The organism is Priestia koreensis (genome assembly GCF_022646885.1).
GTDB lineage: Bacteria > Bacillota > Bacilli > Bacillales > Bacillaceae_H > Bacillus_AG > Bacillus_AG koreensis_A.
The window spans coordinates 1257203-1281249 of the sequence record NZ_CP061868.1 but is presented as its reverse complement, the minus strand read 5'-3'; the positions used below and the strand labels follow the sequence as shown (position 1 = coordinate 1281249).

26 protein-coding genes and 1 pseudogene are annotated in these 24047 nt (G+C 38.4%); 12 read left to right on the top strand and 15 right to left on the bottom strand.

Going from position 1 to position 24047, the window contains the following annotated elements:
- Window positions 1–12: 12 nt before the first annotated feature.
- Together IE339_RS06335 and IE339_RS06330 are read right to left on the bottom strand one after the other, a co-directional pair.
- Window positions 13–207 carry a class II lanthipeptide, LchA2/BrtA2 family gene (locus IE339_RS06335; protein ID WP_053401596.1) on the bottom strand — a complete coding sequence of 65 codons (195 nt, stop codon included), beginning with the start codon at window positions 205–207 and terminating at the stop codon, window positions 13–15.
- A gap of 71 nt (window positions 208–278) precedes the next feature.
- Window positions 279–458, bottom strand: coding sequence for a plantaricin C family lantibiotic (locus tag IE339_RS06330; RefSeq protein ID WP_242174963.1), 180 nt, complete (start codon window positions 456–458; stop codon window positions 279–281).
- A gap of 178 nt (window positions 459–636) precedes the next feature.
- Here IE339_RS06330 and IE339_RS06325 point away from each other — a divergent pair, with 178 nt between their 5' ends.
- The 5 genes from IE339_RS06325 to IE339_RS06305 all read left to right on the top strand — a co-directional run bounded on the left by IE339_RS06325 (window position 637) and on the right by IE339_RS06305 (window position 3577).
- On the top strand, window positions 637–876 hold the full coding sequence (locus tag IE339_RS06325) for a helix-turn-helix transcriptional regulator (RefSeq protein ID WP_242174960.1): 240 nt from the start codon (window positions 637–639) through the stop codon (window positions 874–876).
- Window positions 857–1204, top strand: coding sequence for a DUF2178 domain-containing protein (locus tag IE339_RS06320; protein ID WP_242174959.1), 348 nt, complete (start codon window positions 857–859; stop codon window positions 1202–1204). Before IE339_RS06325 ends, IE339_RS06320 begins: the two co-directional genes overlap by 20 nt.
- A 30-nt stretch (window positions 1205–1234) precedes the next feature.
- Window positions 1235–2098: an ABC transporter ATP-binding protein gene (locus IE339_RS06315; protein WP_242174957.1), complete on the top strand. Its 864-nt coding sequence runs from the start codon at window positions 1235–1237 to the stop codon at window positions 2096–2098.
- The gene (locus IE339_RS06310) at window positions 2088–2813 is read left to right on the top strand and encodes an ABC transporter permease (protein ID WP_242174956.1); all 726 of its coding nucleotides are present in this window, start codon (window positions 2088–2090) and stop codon (window positions 2811–2813) included. Before IE339_RS06315 ends, IE339_RS06310 begins: the two co-directional genes overlap by 11 nt.
- 317 nt (window positions 2814–3130) lie before the next feature.
- Window positions 3131–3577 carry a hypothetical protein gene (locus tag IE339_RS06305; RefSeq protein WP_242174954.1) on the top strand — a complete coding sequence of 149 codons (447 nt, stop codon included), beginning with the start codon at window positions 3131–3133 and terminating at the stop codon, window positions 3575–3577.
- A 466-nt stretch (window positions 3578–4043) separates the two neighbouring features.
- On the opposite strand, the gene IE339_RS06300 is transcribed toward IE339_RS06305, so the two are convergent.
- Complete coding sequence (locus tag IE339_RS06300) at window positions 4044–4622, bottom strand: LysE family translocator (RefSeq protein ID WP_242174952.1); 579 nt, start codon at window positions 4620–4622, stop codon at window positions 4044–4046.
- 132 nt (window positions 4623–4754) lie between these two features.
- On the opposite strand from IE339_RS06300, the gene IE339_RS06295 reads away from it, so the two are divergent.
- Window positions 4755–5651, top strand: coding sequence for a LysR family transcriptional regulator (locus IE339_RS06295; RefSeq protein ID WP_242174949.1), 897 nt, complete (start codon window positions 4755–4757; stop codon window positions 5649–5651).
- Between the two features lie 306 nt (window positions 5652–5957).
- Here IE339_RS06295 and IE339_RS06290 read toward each other — a convergent pair whose 3' ends face one another.
- From IE339_RS06290 to IE339_RS06275, 4 genes are all read right to left on the bottom strand, one after another.
- A complete protein-coding gene (locus tag IE339_RS06290; protein WP_242176132.1) occupies window positions 5958–6617 on the bottom strand; it encodes an MOSC domain-containing protein in 660 nt (219 codons plus the stop codon).
- Window positions 6618–6664: 47 nt separating this feature from the next.
- Complete coding sequence (locus IE339_RS06285) at window positions 6665–7132, bottom strand: 8-oxo-dGTP diphosphatase (RefSeq protein ID WP_242174948.1); 468 nt, start codon at window positions 7130–7132, stop codon at window positions 6665–6667.
- A 317-nt stretch (window positions 7133–7449) separates the two neighbouring features.
- Window positions 7450–8625, bottom strand: a complete 1176-nt coding sequence (locus tag IE339_RS06280; RefSeq protein ID WP_242174947.1) for an oxalate decarboxylase family bicupin — start codon at window positions 8623–8625, stop codon at window positions 7450–7452.
- A 102-nt stretch (window positions 8626–8727) separates the two neighbouring features.
- The gene (locus IE339_RS06275) at window positions 8728–9489 is read right to left on the bottom strand and encodes a TSUP family transporter (RefSeq protein WP_242174945.1); all 762 of its coding nucleotides are present in this window, start codon (window positions 9487–9489) and stop codon (window positions 8728–8730) included.
- Between the two features lie 142 nt (window positions 9490–9631).
- On the opposite strand from IE339_RS06275, the gene IE339_RS06270 reads away from it, so the two are divergent.
- Window positions 9632–10384, top strand: coding sequence for a TrmB family transcriptional regulator (locus IE339_RS06270; protein ID WP_285846537.1), 753 nt, complete (start codon window positions 9632–9634; stop codon window positions 10382–10384).
- 112 nt (window positions 10385–10496) lie between these two features.
- On the opposite strand, the pseudogene IE339_RS06265 reads toward IE339_RS06270, so the two are convergent.
- Window positions 10497–11099 (bottom strand): annotated as a pseudogene (locus IE339_RS06265) (esterase/lipase family protein); the annotation flags it as partial.
- 83 nt (window positions 11100–11182) lie between these two features.
- Entirely contained in the window at window positions 11183–12097 is a 915-nt protein-coding gene (locus IE339_RS06260; RefSeq protein ID WP_242174939.1) for an oxidoreductase, read from the bottom strand.
- 229 nt (window positions 12098–12326) lie between these two features.
- Here IE339_RS06260 and IE339_RS06255 point away from each other — a divergent pair, with 229 nt between their 5' ends.
- Complete coding sequence (locus IE339_RS06255) at window positions 12327–12947, top strand: DUF2238 domain-containing protein (RefSeq protein ID WP_242174938.1); 621 nt, start codon at window positions 12327–12329, stop codon at window positions 12945–12947.
- A gap of 40 nt (window positions 12948–12987) precedes the next feature.
- Here IE339_RS06255 and IE339_RS06250 read toward each other — a convergent pair whose 3' ends face one another.
- From IE339_RS06250 to IE339_RS06225, 6 genes are all read right to left on the bottom strand, one after another.
- A complete protein-coding gene (locus IE339_RS06250) occupies window positions 12988–14937 on the bottom strand; it encodes a glycosyl hydrolase 53 family protein (protein WP_242174936.1) in 1950 nt (649 codons plus the stop codon).
- Window positions 14938–14993: 56 nt separating this feature from the next.
- A complete protein-coding gene (locus IE339_RS06245; protein WP_277933953.1) occupies window positions 14994–17051 on the bottom strand; it encodes a beta-galactosidase GanA in 2058 nt (685 codons plus the stop codon).
- A gap of 25 nt (window positions 17052–17076) precedes the next feature.
- Window positions 17077–17928 carry a galactooligosaccharide ABC transporter permease GanQ gene (locus IE339_RS06240; protein ID WP_242174934.1) on the bottom strand — a complete coding sequence of 284 codons (852 nt, stop codon included), beginning with the start codon at window positions 17926–17928 and terminating at the stop codon, window positions 17077–17079.
- Between the two features lie 3 nt (window positions 17929–17931).
- Complete coding sequence (locus IE339_RS06235) at window positions 17932–19188, bottom strand: carbohydrate ABC transporter permease (protein ID WP_242174933.1); 1257 nt, start codon at window positions 19186–19188, stop codon at window positions 17932–17934.
- A 132-nt stretch (window positions 19189–19320) separates the two neighbouring features.
- A complete protein-coding gene (locus IE339_RS06230; RefSeq protein WP_242174932.1) occupies window positions 19321–20595 on the bottom strand; it encodes an arabinogalactan oligomer ABC transporter substrate-binding protein GanS in 1275 nt (424 codons plus the stop codon).
- Between the two features lie 206 nt (window positions 20596–20801).
- Window positions 20802–21794: a galactan degradation operon transcriptional regulator GanR gene (locus tag IE339_RS06225; protein ID WP_242174931.1), complete on the bottom strand. Its 993-nt coding sequence runs from the start codon at window positions 21792–21794 to the stop codon at window positions 20802–20804.
- A 369-nt stretch (window positions 21795–22163) separates the two neighbouring features.
- Here IE339_RS06225 and IE339_RS06220 point away from each other — a divergent pair, with 369 nt between their 5' ends.
- The 4 genes from IE339_RS06220 to IE339_RS06205 all read left to right on the top strand — a co-directional run bounded on the left by IE339_RS06220 (window position 22164) and on the right by IE339_RS06205 (window position 24020).
- On the top strand, window positions 22164–22637 hold the full coding sequence (locus IE339_RS06220) for a DUF2975 domain-containing protein (protein WP_242174926.1): 474 nt from the start codon (window positions 22164–22166) through the stop codon (window positions 22635–22637).
- Between the two features lie 10 nt (window positions 22638–22647).
- Window positions 22648–22863 (top strand): helix-turn-helix domain-containing protein, encoded by a 216-nt coding sequence (locus IE339_RS06215; protein ID WP_242174925.1) that lies wholly within the window; start codon window positions 22648–22650, stop codon window positions 22861–22863.
- 24 nt (window positions 22864–22887) lie between these two features.
- Window positions 22888–23436, top strand: coding sequence for a TVP38/TMEM64 family protein (locus IE339_RS06210; protein ID WP_242174922.1), 549 nt, complete (start codon window positions 22888–22890; stop codon window positions 23434–23436).
- An 83-nt stretch (window positions 23437–23519) separates the two neighbouring features.
- Window positions 23520–24020, top strand: coding sequence for a hypothetical protein (locus IE339_RS06205; RefSeq protein ID WP_242174921.1), 501 nt, complete (start codon window positions 23520–23522; stop codon window positions 24018–24020).
- Window positions 24021–24047: the final 27 nt, after the last annotated feature.

Here is a 24047-nt window from a genome sequence, read left to right as displayed (position 1 = left end):
ATCTCCCCTTTATTAGCAAGCGCGTGTACAAGAAGTAGTTGGACAAGTATTAGTTGAAATATAACCAGTAACTGCTGTAATAACAATCGTTGGTGTAATTCCTCCAGCAACATCGTCCTCAGTTAATGCGATCATATCTGATTCTAAGTATTTACCAAGTTCTAATTCTTTTTCTGATTTATTAAGAGCATTAGTTTTGTTATTCATATCCATTCTCCTCTTCAATATAAAAGTTTTTAAAATCCATTTACATTCGATTAAATAAACTACTTTAAAGATTATTTACACCATGACATACATTCATGAGTTGCTGTACACCAGCCACCTTTATTCCCCCAGTAATCACTAAGAGAAAATGTGTTTGTCGTACAAGCTCCAAATACGTCATCATCAAATTGCTGATCTACAACCTCTTCAAACCAAGTAACTTGTTCTTGCTTACTCATTTCATTTTTCATTACGATCCCCTCGTTTTCCATAAAGTAGCAAAAGTATTGCTCTACTAATTTTTACCACTCGTAAAAATACCCCGTCAACGGAATTTTCGAAATATAAGGATACTAATATTGGAAAAATATAAAGTTTACTTTACCTTTAGAAAAGTTTGATTTATAATCAGCTTGTGAGGTGAGGGTTATGAAGAAGGATTTTGGCGATTCCATATCAAATAAAGTTTACGAATATCGAGTTCTTGCCAAAATGACTCAGTTAGATTTGGCAAAAGAAGTTGGTGTTTCCAAGCAAACTATTTTGGTCATGGAGAAGGGAAATTATGTTCCTTCGTCGCTATTAGCTTTTCGTATTGCCAATTTCTTTAAAGTTGATGTGAATGATATTTTTACCTACGTGAAAGGAAATGATCAACATGACGACTGAATCGATATCAAATACTATTTTTTCCCCTTTGAAGATCTGGGCGGAAAAATCAAATGGAAATTGGAACATGCTTATTGTTAGTGGTTTTGTTTTGCTTATAGTAGGAGCAATCCTAATATTTGTGCTTCGGAACAAGATCGGAGAAACAGACGAAAGAACAAGTCCAATATATTTAAAAAGTGCCTTTATCATGTTAGGTGGTTTTGTTTTATTCGACTTGATTTTCCCAAAAGGATATATGTGGCAAATTTTTCTTTTGTTCAAATATTCTTTAGCATTCCTGGTTTCTGGAGTATATCTAGCTGTTCAATATAAAAAGGGCTTCTAAAAGGAATGCCCTACTCAGGAGGATTGGAACATGTTAATTAACTCAATTACTAAGAAATACAAAGGAACTGTAGCTTTAAATAAACTATCTTTTAATTTTAAGCAAGGGGAAATTGTGGGCTTAATTGGGAATAACGGTGCTGGAAAAAGTACGCTTATGAAAATAATCTCTCAAACTATTCAGGAATTTGATGGATCTATTAAAGACAATCATCGTGTTGGATACTTGATTGAAGAACCCAAACTATTTAGTAATAAGACCGGATTAGCACATTTATCCTACTTCTCTAGGATTTACGGAAATAAATTTGAAATGAGTGAATATGAGCAGCTGCTAAAAGGGTTGCAATTATTTGATGTATTGAATAAAAAAGTAAAGCAATACTCCTTAGGGATGAAACAGAAATTGGGGATTGTAATTAGTTTATTAAATAATCCTAATTACGTTGTGTTAGATGAGCCAACAAACGGTATGGACATTGAAACATCTCTTGAAGTATTGGAGCAATTAAAAAAAATGGCTAGAGAACGAAACGTAGGTATTTTGATCTCTAGTCATAAGCTAGAAGATATCGAAAATGTTTGTAATCGTGTCTTATTTTTAGAAAAAGGAAATATCGTCGAGGAACAACAAGTTAATAATAAGCGTCATCACATACTAAAATTAGTTTTTAATACCCCTATTGAATTAGCAAAATTCATCCATCATCAAGAATTCGGAACAGTGATTTATTCTAGTGAAAACACAGTTGAAATTGAAACAGAGGCAGATAACGCTGACGTTTTTCAATTTTTAAATCAATTAGATATAAAAGTAATTGATTTTACTACGGAAAAGAAAACCCTTCGTAATGTGTATATGAGTAAACTTGGAGGTGGATATCATGGTAATTGATATTAAAAATTACGTTAGTTACAACTTAAGTGAACTGTTAAAGAAGGGCTACTTATTCGTAGGAGTTATAGCTGCCTTAGGGCCAGCACTTCTTATTAGTTACTTCATCCTTTCAGGAAAAACAGAGTTTACCATTAAACATGTCTCAAACTTTTACTGTATGTTGGGAATGCTCACCGCTGTCTTACACCCCCTGTATTTTGTAAACAGAGATTATTCATCAAAGACCATCTCATTGATTAACAACTCAAAACAAAACCGAAAAAACTATGTATTAGCCAATGTTGTCATCGCACTAGTTGTCAGTTTAATTTATGCAGCCATTGGTATTGTCCTACTTTTAATTACCAAACAACTTGGAGTTCCAGGAGAATTGAAAGCTTCTTTCATTCTAGGGTTTTCTGCTAACGTCTTTCTTTTAGTATTAACGTTTTTCTTGTTCGGATATATCTTATTACTATTTGGTTTCCGAAGTGGTGCAGTCTATGGAATTTTAACAGCGTCATTGCTATTCTTCCATAACATTTTAGGAAATGTATTGGAGAGCAGTCATAACACAGTCCTTTCAAACATTATTGAAAACTTTCCAGGCTACTTTTATCCAGTTATGGTCGGCTCAAACCCACTGTCATTTTTACAATACTCCATAGGTTTTTTCACCTTGATCGTGCTTCTTGCACTCGTTCTTAAAAAGAGCCAACGAATTGAGATCTAATAAACCATTTTTAATGCGAAGACTCGTTTTTTACTTTTAGACAAGCACCCGAATATCTTCTAAGCCATCAAATTCCGATAATGTTCAGGAATTTGGTGGCTTCATTGCTATTAATGCGAAGACGATTCTAAATAATCTTTTGACATTAGCAAGATTAATCAAAAAATTATGTTAGAAATTCGTTAAGATAAGATTAAGAAAAGCATATGCAACACTACTTTAAACTTGGTCTTGAAAGGAGATAAAAAGTGAATAAAAAAGAGGCAATTCAGGATTGGAGCTTTATTACTACGAATAAATCTTTATAGACGTTTAAGATGAAAGAAGAAATAGATTCTTTAAATAAACCGGCTGGATTATTGTTTGGGAAACGAGAAGCTCACAAAGACGAATTCGGACTAATTATCCAAAAGCACAGCGCAAAACTTTATACAGGAAAGCGAATAAAAGTGTCTTTATGTTTGAAAACAGAGCAAGCATCAAGGTGTAAAGTATGGCTCCAAGTTAATGATTTATATGATGATGTAATAACGTTTAATAGCTTACATGAAGACAAAATTAAGGAAACAACGAATTGGAGTACTTATTCATTTGTTACCGATGTATCTGATGAGCGTTCATCGATCTTGTTGGGTGTTCAACTTATGGGTAGAGGAAAAGTTTGGGTGAGTAATTTTAGATTTCAGGAAGTAGATATGAATGAGAGCTCCAAGAAAATAAATATATTGCCAAGTATGCCAGTCAATTTAGATTTTAGTGAATAGTTTATGTACATACCCTCCTTTTTGTTTTATCAAAATAATTATAAAAAGAAGTTTATTATTTTTAAAAAAGAATGCAGCTAACCGAATTCCACAAAAGATGAACAAAAAATAAGAAATTAATTATTCTATAGGCAACCTTTAAAAACTATCGAGGTACATAGAAGGAGTGAGAACTTGAAAAAAAACAATTGTACCTATATGTAATATCTTTATGTTCCCTGCCATTCTCTTCTTTTTTATTGTTAATTTATCCAACGAATCTTCAACTGGTAAATACAAATTGATCATTGTAATATTAATTTTAGTCCATACCCCTATCATGGCAGCAGCCTTTACAACTATTTATTCTAAACTAAAAGGAAAGATTAATTAATTAGCTACACAACGTTAAAAGAAACTTTATACACAAAAAAGGATGTTCGTATACTACCGTACGAACATCCTCCACTTTCCTAAAAATAAGCTTTTAAACAAAAATAGTAACAGCCGAATAAATCAATAATAAAGACATGACCAATCGAAATGATTTGTCATACCGCGCAAAAAGATGTTTAAAAATGGAACCAAATCCTGCCCATAAAAGTAACGCTATCCACCCTAATATAATTGCTTGAACTAAATAAAAGATAATGGATTTGAGAGAATGAGTAAACGGCAAAACAAAAACACTCATCACTGTTAAAAAGAATAAAATACTTTTAATATTTAGCACCTGAAAGATACATCCTGATAAAAAAGAGCCTTGCACATGATGTGAATCCTTTTCAGCGCTTGTATGCAAACCAACTTTCCATGCTAAATAGAGAAGATACACTGCACCGGCTATTTTAAAATAGGGCTCTAAAAGAGGAACCCAATTGTATAGACCTGTTGTAAATATTCCACTTACTACTCCCAAAACAGCAAATCCAATTAAAATTCCGCTGTTAAATCTCCACGCCCCTAAAAAGCCAAATTTCCTTGCTTCATTCATCATTAAAAGATTGCTTGGTCCAGGCGTAATTGATGTAATAATTACGTATGAAAGAAATGCTACGATACTCATATATCCACCCTTATTTATGTTTTTCTAACGGATGAATTCTATTCTATGATAATATTATTTATAAATAAAATCGAAATCACTAAAATCATTATCATTTTTTTCGATGGATAATTCACATTAAGGAGTGATGAAGTGGAAATTAGACATCTCATAACGTTTCAAACTATCGTAGAGATAGGTAGCTATACAGGCGCTGCTTCAAAATTGGGATATACTCAATCTACGATCACCTCTCATATACAGGCACTTGAACACGAGATTGGCGGAGAGCTTTTTAGCTACGTAAAACGAAATCTAAACCTAACTCATTTAGGTAGGGAATTAATCCCCTTATCAGAAGATTTACTTTCCACTCATGAGCAGATTAAAAATATGAAAAGTATTCACGAAGTTAAGGGAGTACTAACGATAGCTGCACCAGAATCTCTAACCATCTCGAGGTTGGGTCCCATATTAAAGGAGTATTCTTTACGGTATCCCCATGTGAAAATAGTAGTAAAAAACGGGACATGCGGGCAAAATCAAGTTGATTTAATAAGTGGACGAGTTGATGTAGCCTTAATGGTATACCCTCAATTAAACCTAGAAAAATGTATTCATTATTCTTTAGTTGAAGAAGAAATCGTTCTTGTAGGCAGTAAGGATGGCCCTAATGATTTTGATGAATATAGAAAAAATAACGCCAATTATTTTTTTATAACAAATGAAGAAGGGTGTAGTTATCGTACAATGTTTGAAAAGCATCTTTTGAAACATGACATTGAAAGCTTTCAAACAATGGATTTATGGAGTATAGAAGCCATTAAGCAACTTGTTATGAGTGGACTTGGATTTTCTGCTTTGCCTTATATTACAGTGAAAGACGAAGTTACTAGTGGTAAGTTAAAAATCCTCAGACATTCAGAACAATTTGAATCCATTTATTCGCATATGCTTATAAAAAAGAAAAAATGGTTATCTCCCGCAGTAGAGGCGTTTGTTGAACTGGTATTGAGTGCCATTAGCAAAACGGTTAGGATAGATAATTAATTAAAACAAGCGCTGTTGCTGATAATCTTGCAACAACGCTTGTTCTATGGTGTTTATTTTGAGTGAATGAAGAGATAAAAGTGTAAGAGTGCGAAAATAGCCATTATCGTACTCTTACACTTTTATTAAGCGTTCAATTTAAAGTCATTAACCAGCAATCATTAACATATTTTCTTCGTTTTATAGAAGAATGGTATAACCGAAATCTAATTCATAGCAGCCTTGTGTATCTAGCCTTTTAATAGACTCCCTATCTTTTCAATGTTCACTAATGATCAATCACTCTTTTTGATTTCTCCACTCGTTTTACAAAATCGAAATTCGAAGCTTGTCCAAACGATCGGCTACCGGCTTTCTCCATTTCTCCGCAAGCTCTCCTACAGCTAGAATTTTCTCCATTCCTTCTGTATTCTTAGGCTGGTGAAAATAGATGTCGTTGCAATAAGCGACAGATATTTTAGCGGGATGAGCTTGTACGAGCTGAATCGTCGCATCTTCTGAAATTTCGCCTGCTTGCAACACCCGACACAAGTAACCTGTGTACCCTGTTTCAACGATTCGTTTTAGCAATCCGTCTACGTTTGTTCGCTTCGTAATGGTTGAACACGGGATGCGTGGCTGCGTTACTTGAACGATCGCATCCCCTATTTGAAATATATCTCCAATGTGGATGTCTTTTTCGAGCATATTTGTGACCGTTATATTTTCTCCAAACGCTGTAGGAGCAAGCGTTGTTGAAAATTCGGTCTGCCACTGTTCATAATGCTCAAATGGATAGACACAAACAGCTCGGTCAGCCCCTCCGTGATGCTTTAAATCTGCTACTCCGTCCCCTTTAAACCCCTCTTTTGCTAGAAAGCTTGTTGATACACGCTCCTTGCATATACCGGTTTTGATTTCTTTTCCATCCGCACACGTAAAGCTTTTAGCCGTTCCAATTGCTAAATGTTTAATTTTCACGATGATCTCCCCTTTATACGAACTGTCTGGTATTCGTTAAATTACCTATGTATTTACAGTTGCTGAATAAGCTCCTTCACTGGCGCTTGCTTTTCTTCACTCCATTCGACATGGACTTCAAACGTTCCTTCGTTAAAAAAGAGCGGAAATCGTTTCTTAAACCAATCCTGCATTGGCAAATGTTTCGCTTCCTCAATCGGCACCCAGTGTAATTCACCTTCAGGAGGATTTTGAAGAAGCTCCCCTTGGAATGACGTTGCTATATAATTAAACACCATATACCGGTAATCTTTACTAGGGTCCACGTATTCGTCTAATCCCTTGTATATAAGCTTTTGCACTTTAAGTCCTGTCTCTTCAAAAACCTCGCGAATAGCTGCCTCTGCTGGGCTTTCTGGGAAATCCACTTTACCTCCTGGTCCAATATAACCCGGAAACCCTCGCTCACTTGGACGATTGATGAGCAACACATGATCACCGTCTTGCACTAAACACATCGTGTATATATCTACTTTTGTCATTTTTACCCCTTCTCTCGTTTCCACTGTATGTCTCGTATTATAGCAATCTTACACTTTAGCGTAATGCTTTTTAATAAAAACAAAAAAGACGAGAAATCCTCGTCTATCCGTCAAGCCTATCTAGCTTTTCCGAAATTCTCTTTAACAAAACGTTGCGTTCCTGCTGTGCCTTAAGAAATTTCACTAAAAACCAAGCGATAAAAACAATGGGAATTAAATAAATGAGTAGCGGGATAATGTTGAAAACGAACATGTTTGTAAGCTCCTTTACAGCTAGAATCTCCATTACCATTATTATACAATAAAATAAATATTTATTAAAGAAGCTTGTCATTCTCCTTTACAACAGGCCATTTTTCTTTACGGAGTGCTCTCATAAGCTCTGGACTTGCGTGTAAATGTTCTTGAACAAGTTCTTTCGGTGTAAGCGCCATCCACTGGTTAAGTGAAATGTCTTCAAAACGATCGCTTTTGAACACCTCTAAAAACCAAACGCTTTCTTTGCCTGTATTTTGAACATAATGTCCCATCGCAAACGGAACGTACCCAACGTCTCCGGCCCGATAATTGAACGTGCGTGCTGATCCGTTCGCCGCAAAGACGGTCATACGAGCGGTTCCCGTTAAATAATACTGCCATTCATCATTGTTTGGATGCCAGTGAAGCTCTCTAATTCCTCCAGGCTTTATTTCTACCAACGCGGCGGCTGTAGTGGTGGAAATGGGAAAGTTTTTGGAATCGACAATTCGAACCGTTCCTCCCGAGAATACAAGCGGTTTTTGCGCGAGAAGTCGATACGTAAAGCTTTTTGGAACAGTTCCATAAGGATCAGATACTTTTTGGCTGTCAATGGCCCCTGGGACCGTTGATTGAAAAATATAGCGCTCTTTTTTTGGAAGAGAAGCAAATGCACTTTCTGGAACCCCAAAATTTGCCGCTAAGACGTCTTTTGGGGTATGCGCAAACCAATCCGTAATGGAGAACGTGTCAAACTCAGAAAACTGGCCGTCATCAAATATAAGGAGGAACTCACAGCCCTCTTCTAACCCTTGAATGGAGTGAGGAATGCCAGCTGGGAAAAACCATAGATCTCCTGCCTCCACATCCTCGATAAAATTTCGTCCATCTTGGTCAACAGACGTGATGCGGGCCCGACCTAAAATCATGTACGCCCATTCCGACTGCTTGTGCCAATGCAACTCACGAACCCCACCAGGCGTTAAGCGCATGTTCACAGCCGCAAGCGTAGTCGAAATCGGAAGCTCTCTTGCCGTCACTTCACGAGACCAGCCGCCTTGATTTAAATGCATGTGCGTATCAGAAAACGAAAATTTCAAATTAGGAATTAACCCTTCATCCGTTTCAGGTGGGACAAACATATCCGGATTTTCCATGTCTCGCATCACATCACGAGGACCAAAATCTGTTGCACCTGCTCCGTCTTTTCGAATTGGCTGAGGTATATCATGAGAAGAATGTTGATCGTGTTTCATTCTGCTACTCCCTTCTGTACCATTCGTTAGGCGATTCTCTTTTATATATGAATCTTTTTCCTAAATTATCTCCTTTTCTAGCACACTACGAAGCTCACGCACTTAGTACAAGTAATCATAAATATTTTTAGCAAATAACACGACCGTCACAATGATAAATAACGTACGAACGTAGCCACTTCCCCTTTTAATGGCAAATCTAGAGCCGACAATTGAGCCGACAATTTGTGCGACTCCCATAATAAGACCGTATGTATAATTCACCTGTCCTAAATACATGAACATTAGCAGACCTGCAATATTACTTGAAAAATTCAGAAACTTTGCATTGCCCGCTGCTTTTAGAAAATCAAATCCAACAAGCAAAAAAGCAAAGATTAAAAAAGATCCTGTTCCAGGTCCTAAAAACCCATCGTAAAAGCCAATAAGGAAAAGTAAGAAGGTAAATAAAAGAACATAGAAAGTAGATAGCTGCTTCGGAGCTGAGATACTCCCCCAGTCTTTTTTGATAATCGTATAAACGGCGACAGCTACCAGCATAACAAGCATAAGCGGTTTTAACACTTCGGGGTTCATTAAATGTACAATCCATGCGCCGATCATCGAACCGATAAATGAAAGAGGAAAGTATTTGTATACCGATTTTAATTCAATGGTACCTGAACGATAAAACATGATTGTGCTTGTCAGAGATCCCATACTTCCTGCAAGCTTATTCGTCGCAACCGTTGTCGCGGGACTCATTCCCGTAAAAAGTAAAGCAGGAATCGTAATTAATCCTCCTCCGCCGACGACTGAGTCGATAAAAGCAGCTAAAAAGCCAAAGAACAGCAAAAATAATACCATAGACGGATCTAGATGCATTGTTTTACAGCCTCCTTTTATAGTCACTACTAAAATAGTAACTAAATATTTGCAAACTGTAAATGCTTTTTGTCATAATGGAAGAAGAAAATATCCTATATGGAGGGATTCGGTGAAGCAAACAATTGAACAGCTTAAAAAGATGGGCTTTAATGAATATGAATCCAAAGCTTACCTTTCGCTCGTAAAACAAGGACCTGTAAGTGCGTATCAAGTAAGCAAAGACTCTGGTATTCCGCGCTCAAGAATTTATGACGTGTTAGGAAGTTTAAGCGAAAAAGGAATTGTGATGGTAGAAGAAATCGAAGCACAAACTCGCTATTCCCCACTACCTGTCACTATTTTTTTAGAAAAAGCACGCTCTGATTGGGAATCCACCTACGTTGTGTTAGAGGATTCGTTAAAGCAACTTGAAACAGAAACGAGTCGGGACGATAACCGAATTGTGACGCTAAAGGAGAAACAAAGTATTGTTAGCTACTGTGTCTCCCTCATTCAAAAAGCAACAAAGCGAATCGTGCTTTCCGTTTGGGATGACATGTATGAGTTATTAAAAGCAGAATTAGAGGCAGTGAGTAAAGACGTTTCCATTCAAGGCATTACGCTACATGTGGAAGAGCCCACTGGAAACTTAGAGCCTCACCGCATTACAACCTTTACGGAGGCTCCTTCCACTGAGCGCTGGTTCATCTTATCCATTGATTCAAACGAAATGATTTACGGTCCTTCAGTTAACGATCGAGATCTCGCTTTTTATACCGATGATCCAATTCATATTCATCTACTAGAAGATTATGTTTGGCATGATGTATTGGTAAATCGTCTTGCTAAACGAAGCCAAGATGAGTTAGATGCTTGGATTACGAAAGAACGGAAAGCTTTTTTTATTAATTAGTCTTCCATCGTTCTGTAAAATCAACGACAAATTGCTTGCATAAGGTAAGGAATTTACGAAACATCCGCTCCTTATCTTCTGCACGAGCAACTTGCTCTTTTGTTACCTCACGATTTAAACCTGCTACAATGCGTTGATTAACCTCTTCGTTATTCAAAAGGCTCACGTGACCAATTCCTTGCAGTTCCACATTTTCTGCACCCTTTAGCTTTGATAGGCCGTTGGCTACAATTTGATCGCCTGTGCTGTAAATGGACGTATATAAAATGGGGTGATATGGATCAAATCCCTGTATAATATCTGTGGCTCCTAAGCGATTAGCTCCGCCTAGCGTAACAACATGTTCCACCTTACCGTTACCACCTAAATTTTTTAGATAAAACAGCGTATTTGCTCCGCCCATACTGTGTGCAACGATATCAACTTTGTCGGCACCCGTTTCCTTTAATACACCATCCACAAACTGAGCAAGTTCAGGGCCATTAGTTGAATTCCTTCCAAGAACGGTATCGGAAAAATCAATCGCAAACATGTTTTCAGCATTCCAGCCATGATCAACTAAATAGGCTTGAATATACGTAAAGTCATAAGAAGCCCCGCTTATTCCATGAGCGAATACGACAGGATTATGAACGCTTTCTGCTTTTGCCGTAATAGAAATGGAACTGAGGCATAATGCTATGCTTACACACAAAGCGACAACGTATTTTTTCATCATTGTATTCCCCTTTTGTTGGAATCCATTTCTATTATTATATCGAAAAGCAGGAATATGGTAAATATATACACACAACTCCATTAAAACGTATATGTGACACCCGTCAATTCCTCTGAAAGCGTCCATAATCGCTTTGAAACATCCTGATCGTATAGCTTTTCAATCGTCTGATCGATCGTCGGATACCCTTTTCGTCGTCCTTTACCATCTGGACCTATAAATTCCCCGCCGTTCAGAGGCTCTGTTGCTGCGTATAGGGTTGGAAGTGCCCCCATACTCGCTGGCTGTGCGACTAGCTTAAATAAAAAGCCCACTACTTTGTTCGTTTGCTTTCCTGAATTTCGTGATGCTAAGTTTGTAAAGGAAACGCCTGGGTGAGCGGCTACGCTTATAGCGTCCACTCCATGTTCTTTTAGCTTATAATCCAACTCACGTGAGAACAATAAATTGGCAAGCTTACTTTGCGCATAAAACTGGAAAGCACGATAGCCGTTGGCACCATCAAGATTGTCAAAGTGAATTTTGCCGCTGTCCGCTGCTAAGCTACTTAATGCGACAACTCTTGAGCCTGGTGTTTGAATTAATCTCTCTAGCAGCAAACCAGTAAGCGCAAAATGCCCTAAATGATTCGTACCGAACTGTGACTCAAATCCGTCTTTTGTAAGACTTAACGGTGGAACCATAATGCCTGCATTGTTAATGAGAATAGACAACGTGTTATACTGATTTTTAAATTCTTCCGCAAACGTACGAACGCTTACAAGATCACTAAGATCAAGCTTCATGACCTGCAAATCAGCGTGCGGATGCGTTGCTTTTATGAGTTTTGCCGCCTCTTCACCTTTTGTTGTGTTTCGCACCGCCATAATAAGCGTCGCACCCTTGACTGCTAGTGCAGACGCTGTTTCAAGACCGAGCCCACTGCTTGCCCCTGTCACGATCACGACTTTTCCTGTTAAATCCGCTATCTTATCCACTGTCCACCCTTGACTCATTCTTAATCCACTCCTACTTTTCATCATTTATCTTAACCTCTATATTACTGATCATTATGGTAGAAAGCAAAACTGTATGTCTAATAGATTTTGTTGTATGAAAAGAAAGCTGAGTATACCTCCTTCATTTTTTTAATATCCTCGCTCTTTTATGCTGAAGAAAAAGATGGTAATTTATGCTAGAATAAAAAGATCATAAAAAGCTATTTTACCGAGAGGATGACAAACCATGAACCGAAAAAAGGAATTATTCTTACTTATTTTATACGCAACTGCGCTTATTTGGTCGGCCATCTCACCCGTCGATCGGTTTACATGGTGGCTTGAGGTCACACCCGCACTCATTGCACTCCTTTTATTACTCATTACATATGATCGTTTTCAATTTACCACGCTCGCCTATGTGTTAATTTTCATCCACTGCGTGATTTTATTTGTTGGTGGGCACTACACATACGCCCGAATGCCGCTATTCACATGGTTAAAAGACGTAATGGATTTAGACCGAAATTACTATGATCGACTCGGCCACATTGCACAAGGATTTATTCCTGCGATTATTATTCGGGAAATTTTATGGCGCAACTCTCCCCTTAAAGGAAGCAGATGGCTTTCTTTTATCGTCGTCAGTATTTGCCTTGCGATTAGCGCGATGTACGAGTTAATTGAATTCGGGGTTGCTCTAATGACTGGAAAAGCGGCCGAGGCTTTTCTTGGTACACAGGGAGATGTGTGGGACACCCAGTGGGATATGCTTTTTGCTCTTATCGGGGCGATTGTGTCACTCATTCTATTAAGCTATGTTCATACAAAGCAATTAAACAAAAAAACACGCTATCGATGGTTTTAATTCCATTGTGGGCGTGTTTTTCTATTATTACAGCTTTAGTTTACTTTTCCTTATACAATTCAAAATCATCTAACGTTCCCCATGCTCCTACATCTGCCTCTATACGTGCTCCGATTGTAATCTTTCCATTTGCAACAGGAATGTGACTTAACTTTGGATTAGTCCAATTAAGCCAACCATTTACTTCTGTCATTGCTTTATATTCGTTTCCATCTACTATCGCATACAGGTACATCTCAGATACGCCTGGATTTCCTCCCTGTAAAAACATTGAAAGGTCATAATACCCAGACTCTAGATTCGTAATGGTTTGTTCGACGTTAAAACCAACGCGCTGATCCGAATAAAAATGTAGCGAATAATTACCTGTTTTCGCATCACTTTCTTTCCATTGAAAATTTGTATGAGGTAACGTTCCTGGATCATACGTAATGTTCCACTTCGTGCGATCTTCACTTTCAAAACTTGAGTTGGCAACAAGATTGCGAGGATGTATGTTCAACATCATTTTAGCAATCATTCCACCTTGCACAGTGCCCGTAATGTCGTACTGACCCACACCACCTTTTAGGGCTTGTTGCACCATTTGTTGATCCCAGTTCACTGCTACATTTTTCTGAGTTCCGTCATTGTATGTAGCCATTATGGAACTTGGCAGCACCAGATCTTCCCCCTCATTTATACTTACGGAAACCTCTTTTATTTCATCGATCTTTACGGGCGCGACCGCACCTGTACGAACGTACTTAAATACGTTCAATGACGGAAGCGGATGACCTGAAAAATCAAATAGTGCCTGGTTATCGACTGCACTTCCACCAAACCATTTTCCTGCATCTTCTGGATCGTATTCTTTGGCGTAGCTAGAAGCCCATCCAGATCCATATTTCTCCCACTTCATTTTATTTTGCTTTAAATCACTAGGCTTTCCAACTGGAAGCCAAGCCGGCTCCCAATAAAAGACCCCAATTCCCGGTGTACCGACATCTGAAACGGCTTGAATAACGTCACGCACAGAATGCGCTTGTCCTTGAACTGTAATGGGATATGACAACGTCTGCCCACTCTTTTTAGGAGCCGTATTCTCATGGCCATCTCCGTCACTAGCGGTATATGCATAGGACGTTTCCGCCACCATCACTTTTTTTCCAGAAATGTTCGCCACGTCTTTTAATACCGCTGTTAAATTAGACAGCGTTCCGTGCCAAAAAGGATAATAAGAACTTGCAAATACGTCATAATCTACTTTGTTCTCTTTTAACGTAAGAGCAATATTCCGATATCTTCCTTCTGTTTCAGGGTTCGTGAAGTGAAGGGCAACGAGAATATGCTGATTGAACGATCGCACCGCCCTGCTGCCTTCATTAAATAATGAGCTTATTTTTGTCCAATCTTTTTCACCAACAAAGGCTCCGTTCGTTTCATTACCGATTTGAACCATGCCGACGTTAACTCCCTGACCAATTAGTGTTTTTAGACTCTTTTTCGTATAGGAGTAAAGAGCCTGTTTCTTCTCCTCAAAGTTGAGGCTCTTCCATGCTTTAGGAACTTGCTGCTTTGCAGGATCCGCCCAAAAATCCGAGTAGTGGAAATCAACGAGCACCTTCATTCCATTCGCTGTCGCCCTTTTACCAATTTCAATTGCTTTTTTCAAATCGCTATTTCCACCACCATAGCCATTCCCTTTCCTATCGTACGGATTATTCCAAACGCGAACACGAACATAATTGACACCTGACTGGCGGAGCGTTTTCATGATATCCTGCTTTTTCCCAGAATCGCTATAAAATTTTACTCCGCTCTGCTCGAGTGACACAATACTTGAAATATCAACACCACTTATAAAGTCCGATTTCAGATTTTTTACTTTTTCAACAAAAATATCTGCGCTAACAGGGTAGCTTGATGTTGTTTCTGCTGATGAGCTAATAGAAGCTGTTAATAATGAAGCCATAACTACGACTGCCGACAGCCTGATTTTTTTCTTCATTTTTTCTCACCTTCATTCATTATTTAGAACAACATGAATTTAGCACATAGATTTATTCAACGCTCTCGTTTCAGAACACGTGTCTCATAAACGTTTAAGATGATTTCTCCCTCTTCGTTTTCCCCGGAGAGTAGGTTCTTCATCGAATTTGGAATCGTGACAACCTGTTTTTCTTCTGTGAAGTTCATAATGAAGATATACTCATGTTCATCGTCATATCGGCATTGAACGGATACGCCCTTACCATGATCAATCACTGCTTCTAATTTCAGCGATAATTCTTCTATGATCTTTTCATAAAACGCTTCATGAAAAGTATCTTCAAGACGGGCGCCTATATAGTACGCACATCCTTTACCATAACTGTGTTTTGTAACCGCTGAGGTATCGGCGTAAAAATCCTGTTTATATTGACCTTCTTCAGTAGCTGTTTGAAGGTTGATAATGGTAGCGTGATCCTTCACTCTATAAGACTTTCCGTCATATTCCACAGTATTCTCATCCGCTGGATAAAACGTATCTGTTTCAAGTGGCTGCATGCCAAAAATGTCTCGTAGATCCTTATGCCATCCACCTAGATGCGCAAGGTCATGCTCATTAACCAGCCCACTCATGTAGGTCATTACAAGCGTTCCTCCTTGTTCAACAAATGCTTTTAATCGTGAAATCGTCTGCTCACTTGCTAAATAAAGCATAGGAACAATGAGAAGTTTATAAGGGTTAAAATCTTGCTCTTTTGTGATGACATCTACTGGAATATCCTTCTCCCAAAAAGTGCGGTAATGCTGTTGTAACGTTTGCGGATATCTTTTTGTTTCTAAACCGAACCCTTGTGCATCGTCTAGCGCCCACTGACTTTCCCAATCGTATAAAATCGCTACATTACTGCTACGATTTGTCCCGACAACATCTGACAGCTGCTCTAGCACTTTTCCAACGGTTGCTACATCTTGAAAAACACGGTTGTTCGGGCTGTTGTCGTGATCTACGACAGCGCCGTGAAATTTCTCTGATGATCCCCTAGATTTCCGCCATTGAAAATAAAGAATGCTATCCGAACCATGTGCAACCATTTGCATCGCAGAAAGCAGATGCATACCTGGTCGCTTTGCTTTATTTACGCTATGCCAATTTACGGCACTTGGCGTTGATTCCATTAATAAAAAAGGTTGCTGCTTTAGACTGCGATACAAGTCATTAATAAACCCTACCTTCATCGCTAGATCTGCCGTTGTTTCCCAATCGTTATGCCAAGCAGGATAAGCATCCCAGCTAATTACATCCATGTGCTTCGCAAATTTGCTGTAATCAAGGGATTGAAACGGGATTAAGTCATGTGTATCCGCCATGAAGTTCGTTGTAATGGGGATATTGGGCGTAATGGCTTTAATCGGAACAATTTCATTTTCAAAAAATGAAATTGTTTGGTCCGTTACAAATCGCTTCCAATCTAAATTCAGACCATGAACCGCACTTTCTCCGATAGAAGACGGCGACTCGATCTGTGACCAGTCTGTATACGTATGGCTCCAAAAAGGACCCCACCATGCATCATTCAACGATTTTAAATCCTTATATTTTTCTTGTAGCCAGTTTCGAAATGCCGCTTGGCAAAGGGAACAATGACAATCACCGCTGTATTCATTTGAAATATGCCACATGAGTAAAGCCCGGTGATTTCCGTATCGCTCTGCTAATAGCTCATTGATCTTTCTTGTCTTTTCACGATAGACGGGTGACGTAAAACAATGATTATGTCTTCCCCCGTGAAGCTGTTTCACTCGAGAGTCATTCACTCGAAGGACTTCAGGGTACGCTTGCGATAACCAAGCAGGTCTTGCACCGCTTGGAGTTGCTAAAATAATTCTCCCTCCATTCTCATCAATCGTTCGAAAAATTTCATCAAGCCACTCAAACTGATACATACCTTCTTCTGGCTCTAACGCACTCCATGCAAAAATGCCCACGGAAAATGTATTGGTATGTGAAAGCTTCATTAATTTTAAATCTTCGGCTAAAATATCCGGATGATCGAGCCACTGGTCCGGATTGTAATCACCACCATGGAGCATAAATCTAGCACCTGTTGTATAGGTTTTTTGACGGTTTGACATAATCTTCTCCTTTATACAAGCTGTTTTATCCTTTCGTTCCGCCGGCGGTTAACCCTGAGACGAAATTTCGTTGTAGCACTAAGAAAATAATTGCAATCGGAATACTAATGAGAATAGCTCCCGCAGCAAATGTCGTATAACTTGCTCCCATTACCTCGTTGACAAGATTATATAGTCCAATGGGTAGCGTGTATGAATCAGGAGTTCGGAGAATAGTAGAGGCCATGACAAAATCACCTAAAGGACCTGTAAAACCATTCATCGCCACAACTGCAATCATCGGCTTTGATAGCGGCATTAAAATCTGCATGAAAATTCTCGTGTTACTTGCACCATCCATCTTCGCACTCTCATCCAGTTCCATTGGAATGGAGTCCATATACCCTTTCATTAAATAAGTGTTCATTGGAATCGTCCCGCCAATATACAGAAGAATTAACAACCAATGACTATTGATCATTCCTAGCATTTGAGCTAGTACAAAAAGGGCAATTAGCGCCGAAAACTGCGGAATCATTTGCAGGAGTAAAAAAAGCGTTAAGGCATTTTTTCTTCCTCTAAAACGAAATCGGGAAAACGCATAAGCGGTAAAGGACACGCTGATAACGGATCCAATCATTGTAAACACACTTATCTTTAATGAGTTAAGGTACCAATGAACATATTGGAGACTTGTATTTCCTGAAAATAGTTCCTTATAGTGATCCAACGTCGGGTTTTTCGGAATAATGGAGGTGCTCACTAGACTATTGCCAGGATTAAAACTTGCTCCTATTGTCCAAAGCAGTGGATAAATGATGACCACTACAACGAACGTTAAAATTAGATATGATATGACAAGTCGCGAGAAACGCTTGCTCTTCATCCCTTTTAACATCTGTTAAGCTCCCTCCTTAAACGAACTTGTGCGTCTAAACTGCCATAAAGCAATGGCAATAACAAAAACGGATAGTAAAATGGTTAAAGCTGCCGCAAGTGAATACTGACTAGACTGCATCGTTAATTTATAAATCCACGAAACGAGAATGTCCGTTCCACCAGCGGTTGACCCTGATACTGCTGGTCCCCCACCATTGAACAGATAAATAATATTAAAATTATTAAAGTTAAATGTGTATTGCGTAATAAGAATAGGAGCCATTGCTAATAAAATCATTGGCATCGTAATGTGGCGAAACTTTGCTGTAATGGACGCACCATCAATAGTCGCTGCTTCATACAAGTCCTCTGGTATTGACTGTAATACACCTGTTGTGACAAGAAAAATATAGGGGAAGCCTAGCCACCCTTGCATTAGAATAAGCGCTAGCTTTGACCAAGCTGCATTGGTCATCCAAGGAACTGGATCAATGCCAAATGCTGATAAAATTGTGTTATTTACTGCCCCAAAGCTGTCATTGAACAATCCAGCGAAAATCAAAATTGTCACAAATCCTGGTACTGCCCACGGAAGAACGAGTATCGTTCGGTAAAATCGCTTAAACTTTAAGTCCTTTTGATTGACCAGCACAGCTAAAAATATTCCAACTGCTATTTGGACGGTAGATGCAACAAGGGTCCATATCACAGTCCAACCGAGAACATCAAAAAAGGTTGAGCGCCATATGTCTACCGTAAAGATTTGCTTAAAGGTATCTAATCCTACCCAATCTGCTAAATGAGCAGGTGGCGAATGGTACAAATCATAGTTTGTAAACGCAAGAGCAAAACTAAATAAAATAGGAAAAATGACAGCAAAGATTAATAGAAGAAAAGATGGACCACTAATGAGATAAGGATAACCTTGTTCAATTAAATTATGATAATCTTCTTTTAGCGAACTAGCCTTTCCATTTCTTTCTCGTTTTTGTCCATTTCGATACGCATCACGTAAATTTATATAATAAAAACTGACGCCAAATCCGGTGACAATGAGCGCAATAATTCCTTCTGCTAATAAAAAAATAGAGTTATCGCGGGGAACTTGAGTACCAAGAGTCATTAATCCCCAAAAGCCCATATTGAATAAGTCTTTAAAAACAATGATAAAGGATACTGTTAAGAGTAAAAATAAGCTTCCTTTGATCCATTGCCTGTTGTAAAGCTGACCAACACCTGGAATGATTGATAATAATGTAGCTTTTTGACGATGTTGCACAACCTTTCACCTCTTTACGAATACCGTTTCTAATACTCTTTATCACACGCTCTCATTCTTTACGGAAGAATTGTATAATGCGTGTGATAAGAGTCCAGCAGGGGCTACAATAAGGGGGCCCCTAACATTTTATTATTTTCCGTGCTTTGCCTTAATTTGACCTTTAATCGTTTTCGCTGCTTGATTGAGCGCTTCTTTTGGATTCGCTTTTCCAGTTGCAATTGTCTGTAGTGCAGCATCTGTTGGCGTCCATACTTCATTCATCTCTGGAATATTAGGGGTTAATTCCGAGAACTGTGACTGCTGAGCTACTGCCTGAGCTGCTTCGCTCTTAGTAACGACTGGGTCATCAGCTAATTCTTTGACCGCAGGTACTTCTTGTGTTACTTCATAGCGTTTTTTCGAATTTTCTTTGTTCGCTAGAAACTCAACAAGCTCCTGAGCAAGCTCTGGCTCTTTCGAATACGTGCTAACGTTGTAGCTTTTCACACCGACAAATGAGCTCATGTTTTGCCCGTTTTCAAGTTGAGGGAGTTTAGCCACCCCAAAATTAATTCCTGCTTTTGTAAACGGCTCGATATTCCAAGGCCCTGAGATAATAGCTGCTGCTTTTCCTGACGTAAAGAGTGATTCAAGTACGTTAATTCCTTGTGCACCTACAATACCGGCAGGAAATAACTTTTCTTTATAAAACTTTTGAATCACTTCTGCTCCTTGTATCGCTCCCTCATTATTAATTCCAATGTCTGTTGGGTCGTATGTTCCCTTGCTATCTTTTGAAAAAATATAACCTCCGTACCCACCCATTACGCTTTGTGCGTAATAGATCTGATCAAAGAGAGCTAGAAATCCATAATTCCCGTTTTTTGTTACTTTTTTATCGTATTGATACCATTCATCAAGTGTTTTCGGTAGTTCCTCTTCTTTTATGAGGTCTTTATTGTAATAGAGCATGGTCGTCTCAACTGCTTTTGGTAATCCATATATCGATCCGTCGACCTTTTCAGCATCCATTGCCACATCCGTATACAGAGATTGAATATCATCACCTACATCCAACTTTTTAATAAGCCCCTCTGTTACCGCTGTTCCAATTTGGTCACCAGGCATCGTAAGAACGTCAGGACCGGTTCCTGCCGGGCCGTCTAACCGTAACCCTTCAATTTGCTTTGCATACGGCTTTTCCATGACATTCACTTTTACATGATGCTCTTTCTCAAATTGAGCAATTGCCTCCTTAATTCCTGAAGACTTTTGCTGATCTTCCCAAACTAGAAGTGTCTTATTCTTTGAATCTTCTTTTGACACGGAGTTTACTTTCCCATCATCTTTCGGTCCACAAGCTGTTAAAGAAAGACTCAACGCCAATCCACCTATAAGCCCGAGATACTTTTTGGACTTTTTCATGCCACCTCATCCTTTCATTTACATCCAATAATTTGAAACCGCTTTCTAAAACTAAATATAGCACCGCAAGAAAAACATGTAAATAAATTTTTTAACTAAATTTAGTAAAATATTTTACTAATAAATTCATTTTTTATACTACAAAAATAAAAACGCCTATTTGTTAATAGACGTCTTGAAGAGTAATATATGGTGTACACACTTCTTTAGTTTGTACTTTTTCTTGTAACAAGTTCAGTTCCTATATAAAGCGTTTTACTACTTTTTCTTTTTTCCACTACGCGTTCAATAAGCATTTCGATCGCATTTTTACAAATTTCTTTCATATCAATATTAAACGTAGTTAACGGTGGGGAAACATATTTTGCGATACTAATATTGTTGACACTAATTATACTTACACGATCTGGAATTGAAACTCTTTTTTCATTTAGCACTTGCAAACATCCCACTGCAATCGGATCCGCAGCAATAAAAAAAGCGGTAGGAAGTTTATCTCCTAGTGTGTCCAACGCTTGATTCATTAAGTACACGCCGTTCTCAACAGAAAATCCTCTTCGACAAAAAATATACGCATCGTTCAACTTATCCTTACTACTCATATACGTACGAAATGTGCGTTCTCGTATATCCATCTCATCAAGATCTGTATTAGGGTTATGATACGTTCCTCCAATAAAACCGATCTTTGTGTGCCCCTTTTCCATTAAATACTTAATTGTTCGAATCGTTGTTTGCGCCAAATCCGGTCGAACAGAATCAAATGAATACGCGTCAGGCGTTGAATCGACGAATACGCCATTCGGGGTCAGACTATGTAAGTGTGCTAACTCTTGATCAGAGAAAATTCCCACCGCAATAAAACCTTCGATATTGTCTGGAATTTTTTCAATTCCGTCTGCTATCTTATACGTCGTTAATTCAACATTGTATTTTCGAGCGAGCTTCTCAATTTCCAAACGCATTTCCTTAAAATACACGTCTTCGAGCTCTTCCTTATCTGTTAACCAGTACAAAAAAGCAATATTCTTTACCAACAGCCGAACCGTTTTTCTCCGGTAATTCAACCTTTCTGCCACTTCATATACTTTCTCTCTTGTTTCATCAGGCACGGACAAACTCGGGTCATTATTTAACACACGCGAAACTGTGGAAATCGAATATCCCGCTGCTTCAGCGATATCTTTAATCGTTGCCATAGCTACTCTCCACCTTATTTTTCGTTTAACTAATCTATATAAGTAAATTTTTTTACTTCCTTTTACTTATTTTTACTTATCGATAGACAGAAGTCAATAGTATAAATGAAACTACTTTACTTTCTAAATCTAAGTATTAACCTCTCCTATTTCATTAATGTGCCACTCCTCGATAGAGTAGAAAAACCACTCCGCTAAAGGTGCGCTTTTATTCATTTACATACCGTGTTTATATAGATGGCTAAAATAAGAGACACTGATATTCCCTTTCAGTTCTTCTAATATTAAGGTCAATATAGGTTTTAACAATAATTTTTTATTGTAAAACGATAAATTTTAAGCTATTATACAGAAAAAGGAGGAAAATATATGAAATTTAAAACCGGCTTTTTGAAAGGCGCGCTCTTTTTTATTGGCATTCTTATTTTGGTTTTATCTGTGTTTTGGTTACCTGCTGTCTCAAAAGAATTAGCTACATCAAACCCTGACTACGCACACCTGCGCTTACCCTTACTGCTTGGCCTATACATGACGCTTATTCCATTTTACATTGCCCTTTACCAAGCGTTTCGACTTTTACATTTTATTGAGAAGCAATATGGATTTTCAGCAGCATCGCTCTACTCACTGTGCGTTATTAAAAACTCTGCAGTTGCCATCGTCATTCTATACATAGCAGGAATGATTTACTTAGCGTTTTCAAATGCCCTACATCCTGGAATCGCCATTATGGGTGTCATCATTTTATTTGCATGTGTTTCCATCGCGCTCCTTTCAATGCTACTACACGAACTGCTGCGGAGTGGACTAGAATTAAAAACAGAAAATGAGTTAACAATTTGAGGTGGTTACGATGAGTATTGTAGTGAACATTGATGTGATGCTTGCCAAACGAAAAATGAGCGTCACTGAACTATCTGAGCGTGTCGGCATTACGATGGCCAATATCTCAATTTTAAAAAATGGAAAAGCGAAGGCTATACGTATTCAGACGCTAGATGCTATTTGTCAGGCACTTGATTGTCAACCAGGTGATATTTTGGAGTACGTTTCAGATGAAGAACGTTAACGATTAAACAAAAGGATGTATAAAATGGATTTTACGCATGATACGATTGAACTTTTTCACACCTACAAACACCTTGCTGTTTTACTTAGCATTGTATTTAATATCGTCATTAGTATACTCGGGGTTGTTCCGAGCGTTTTTCTAACCGCCGCAAACTTGGCGGTATTCGGCTTTGCACAGGGCATGTGGATTTCATTTTTAGGAGAAAGCATTGGCGCAATTTTAGCTTTCCTTCTGTATCGAAAAGGGTTTTCTCGTCTTCAAAATCAAAAGGGATTTTCCCATCCTAAAATTCAACGGTTGTTACATGCTACGAAAAGCGAGTCATTTCTCCTTATTTTAAGTTTGCGCCTTATGCCATTTGTTCCGTCTGGCCTTGTTACTTTTATTGCTTCAATCGGTAAAACGACTCTCATTATTTTTGCAACGGCTAGCTCTCTTGGAAAAATACCCGCAATTTTAATCGAAGGATTTTCGGTCAATGAAATGATGAATGTAACTACAACCGGAAAACTATTGATGGCGCTTTTTGCTGTCACTGGCTTCGTGCTGTTACTAAAACGATTACGTTAATAGAAAGGATTACGGATCTTATGATGATCATCGTACTTTTGGTTTTAGTTCTCTGTATCATTTCCAGTATTTCCTTTTGGAGGTTGAAAAAGCGATGGATCTCACTTCTTCTTTTTTCACCCGTGTTCATTGGTATGTCACTTGTCGGGTTTGTCTTCTTCAACTCTTGGTATCATGTTTCACCGAAAGACGTATCGTTCGAGATTCAACAAAAAAACCAAACTTATACCGTCAAGGGTCACTGGTCAAAACCTCTTGATCTCTACCGTTTTCCGACTGATTTTATCGCAATTGACACGGGTACACAAGGTGTACCTATTACAATGAAACGCCCAAGAGTTCATAATCATAAGAGCCTTCATCGCTCCTTTGTAGACTCAGAGGTTCGTCATTGGCTGAACGAACAAAAGATCAATACAACCTCTCTAACACTATTCGATGTAAGGGCTAGTAGAAGCATGCAATTTTCTTTTACTCTTCCTAAAAATACAGATCATAGCGAAATCAAACTATACTACATTCACGTTCGGGAAGATCCAATGGACCCTTTGACCTTTTGGAAAAAGCGAATCGTGTTGCAGTAAACACTCCCTTTCCCTCTTTGGGAATAG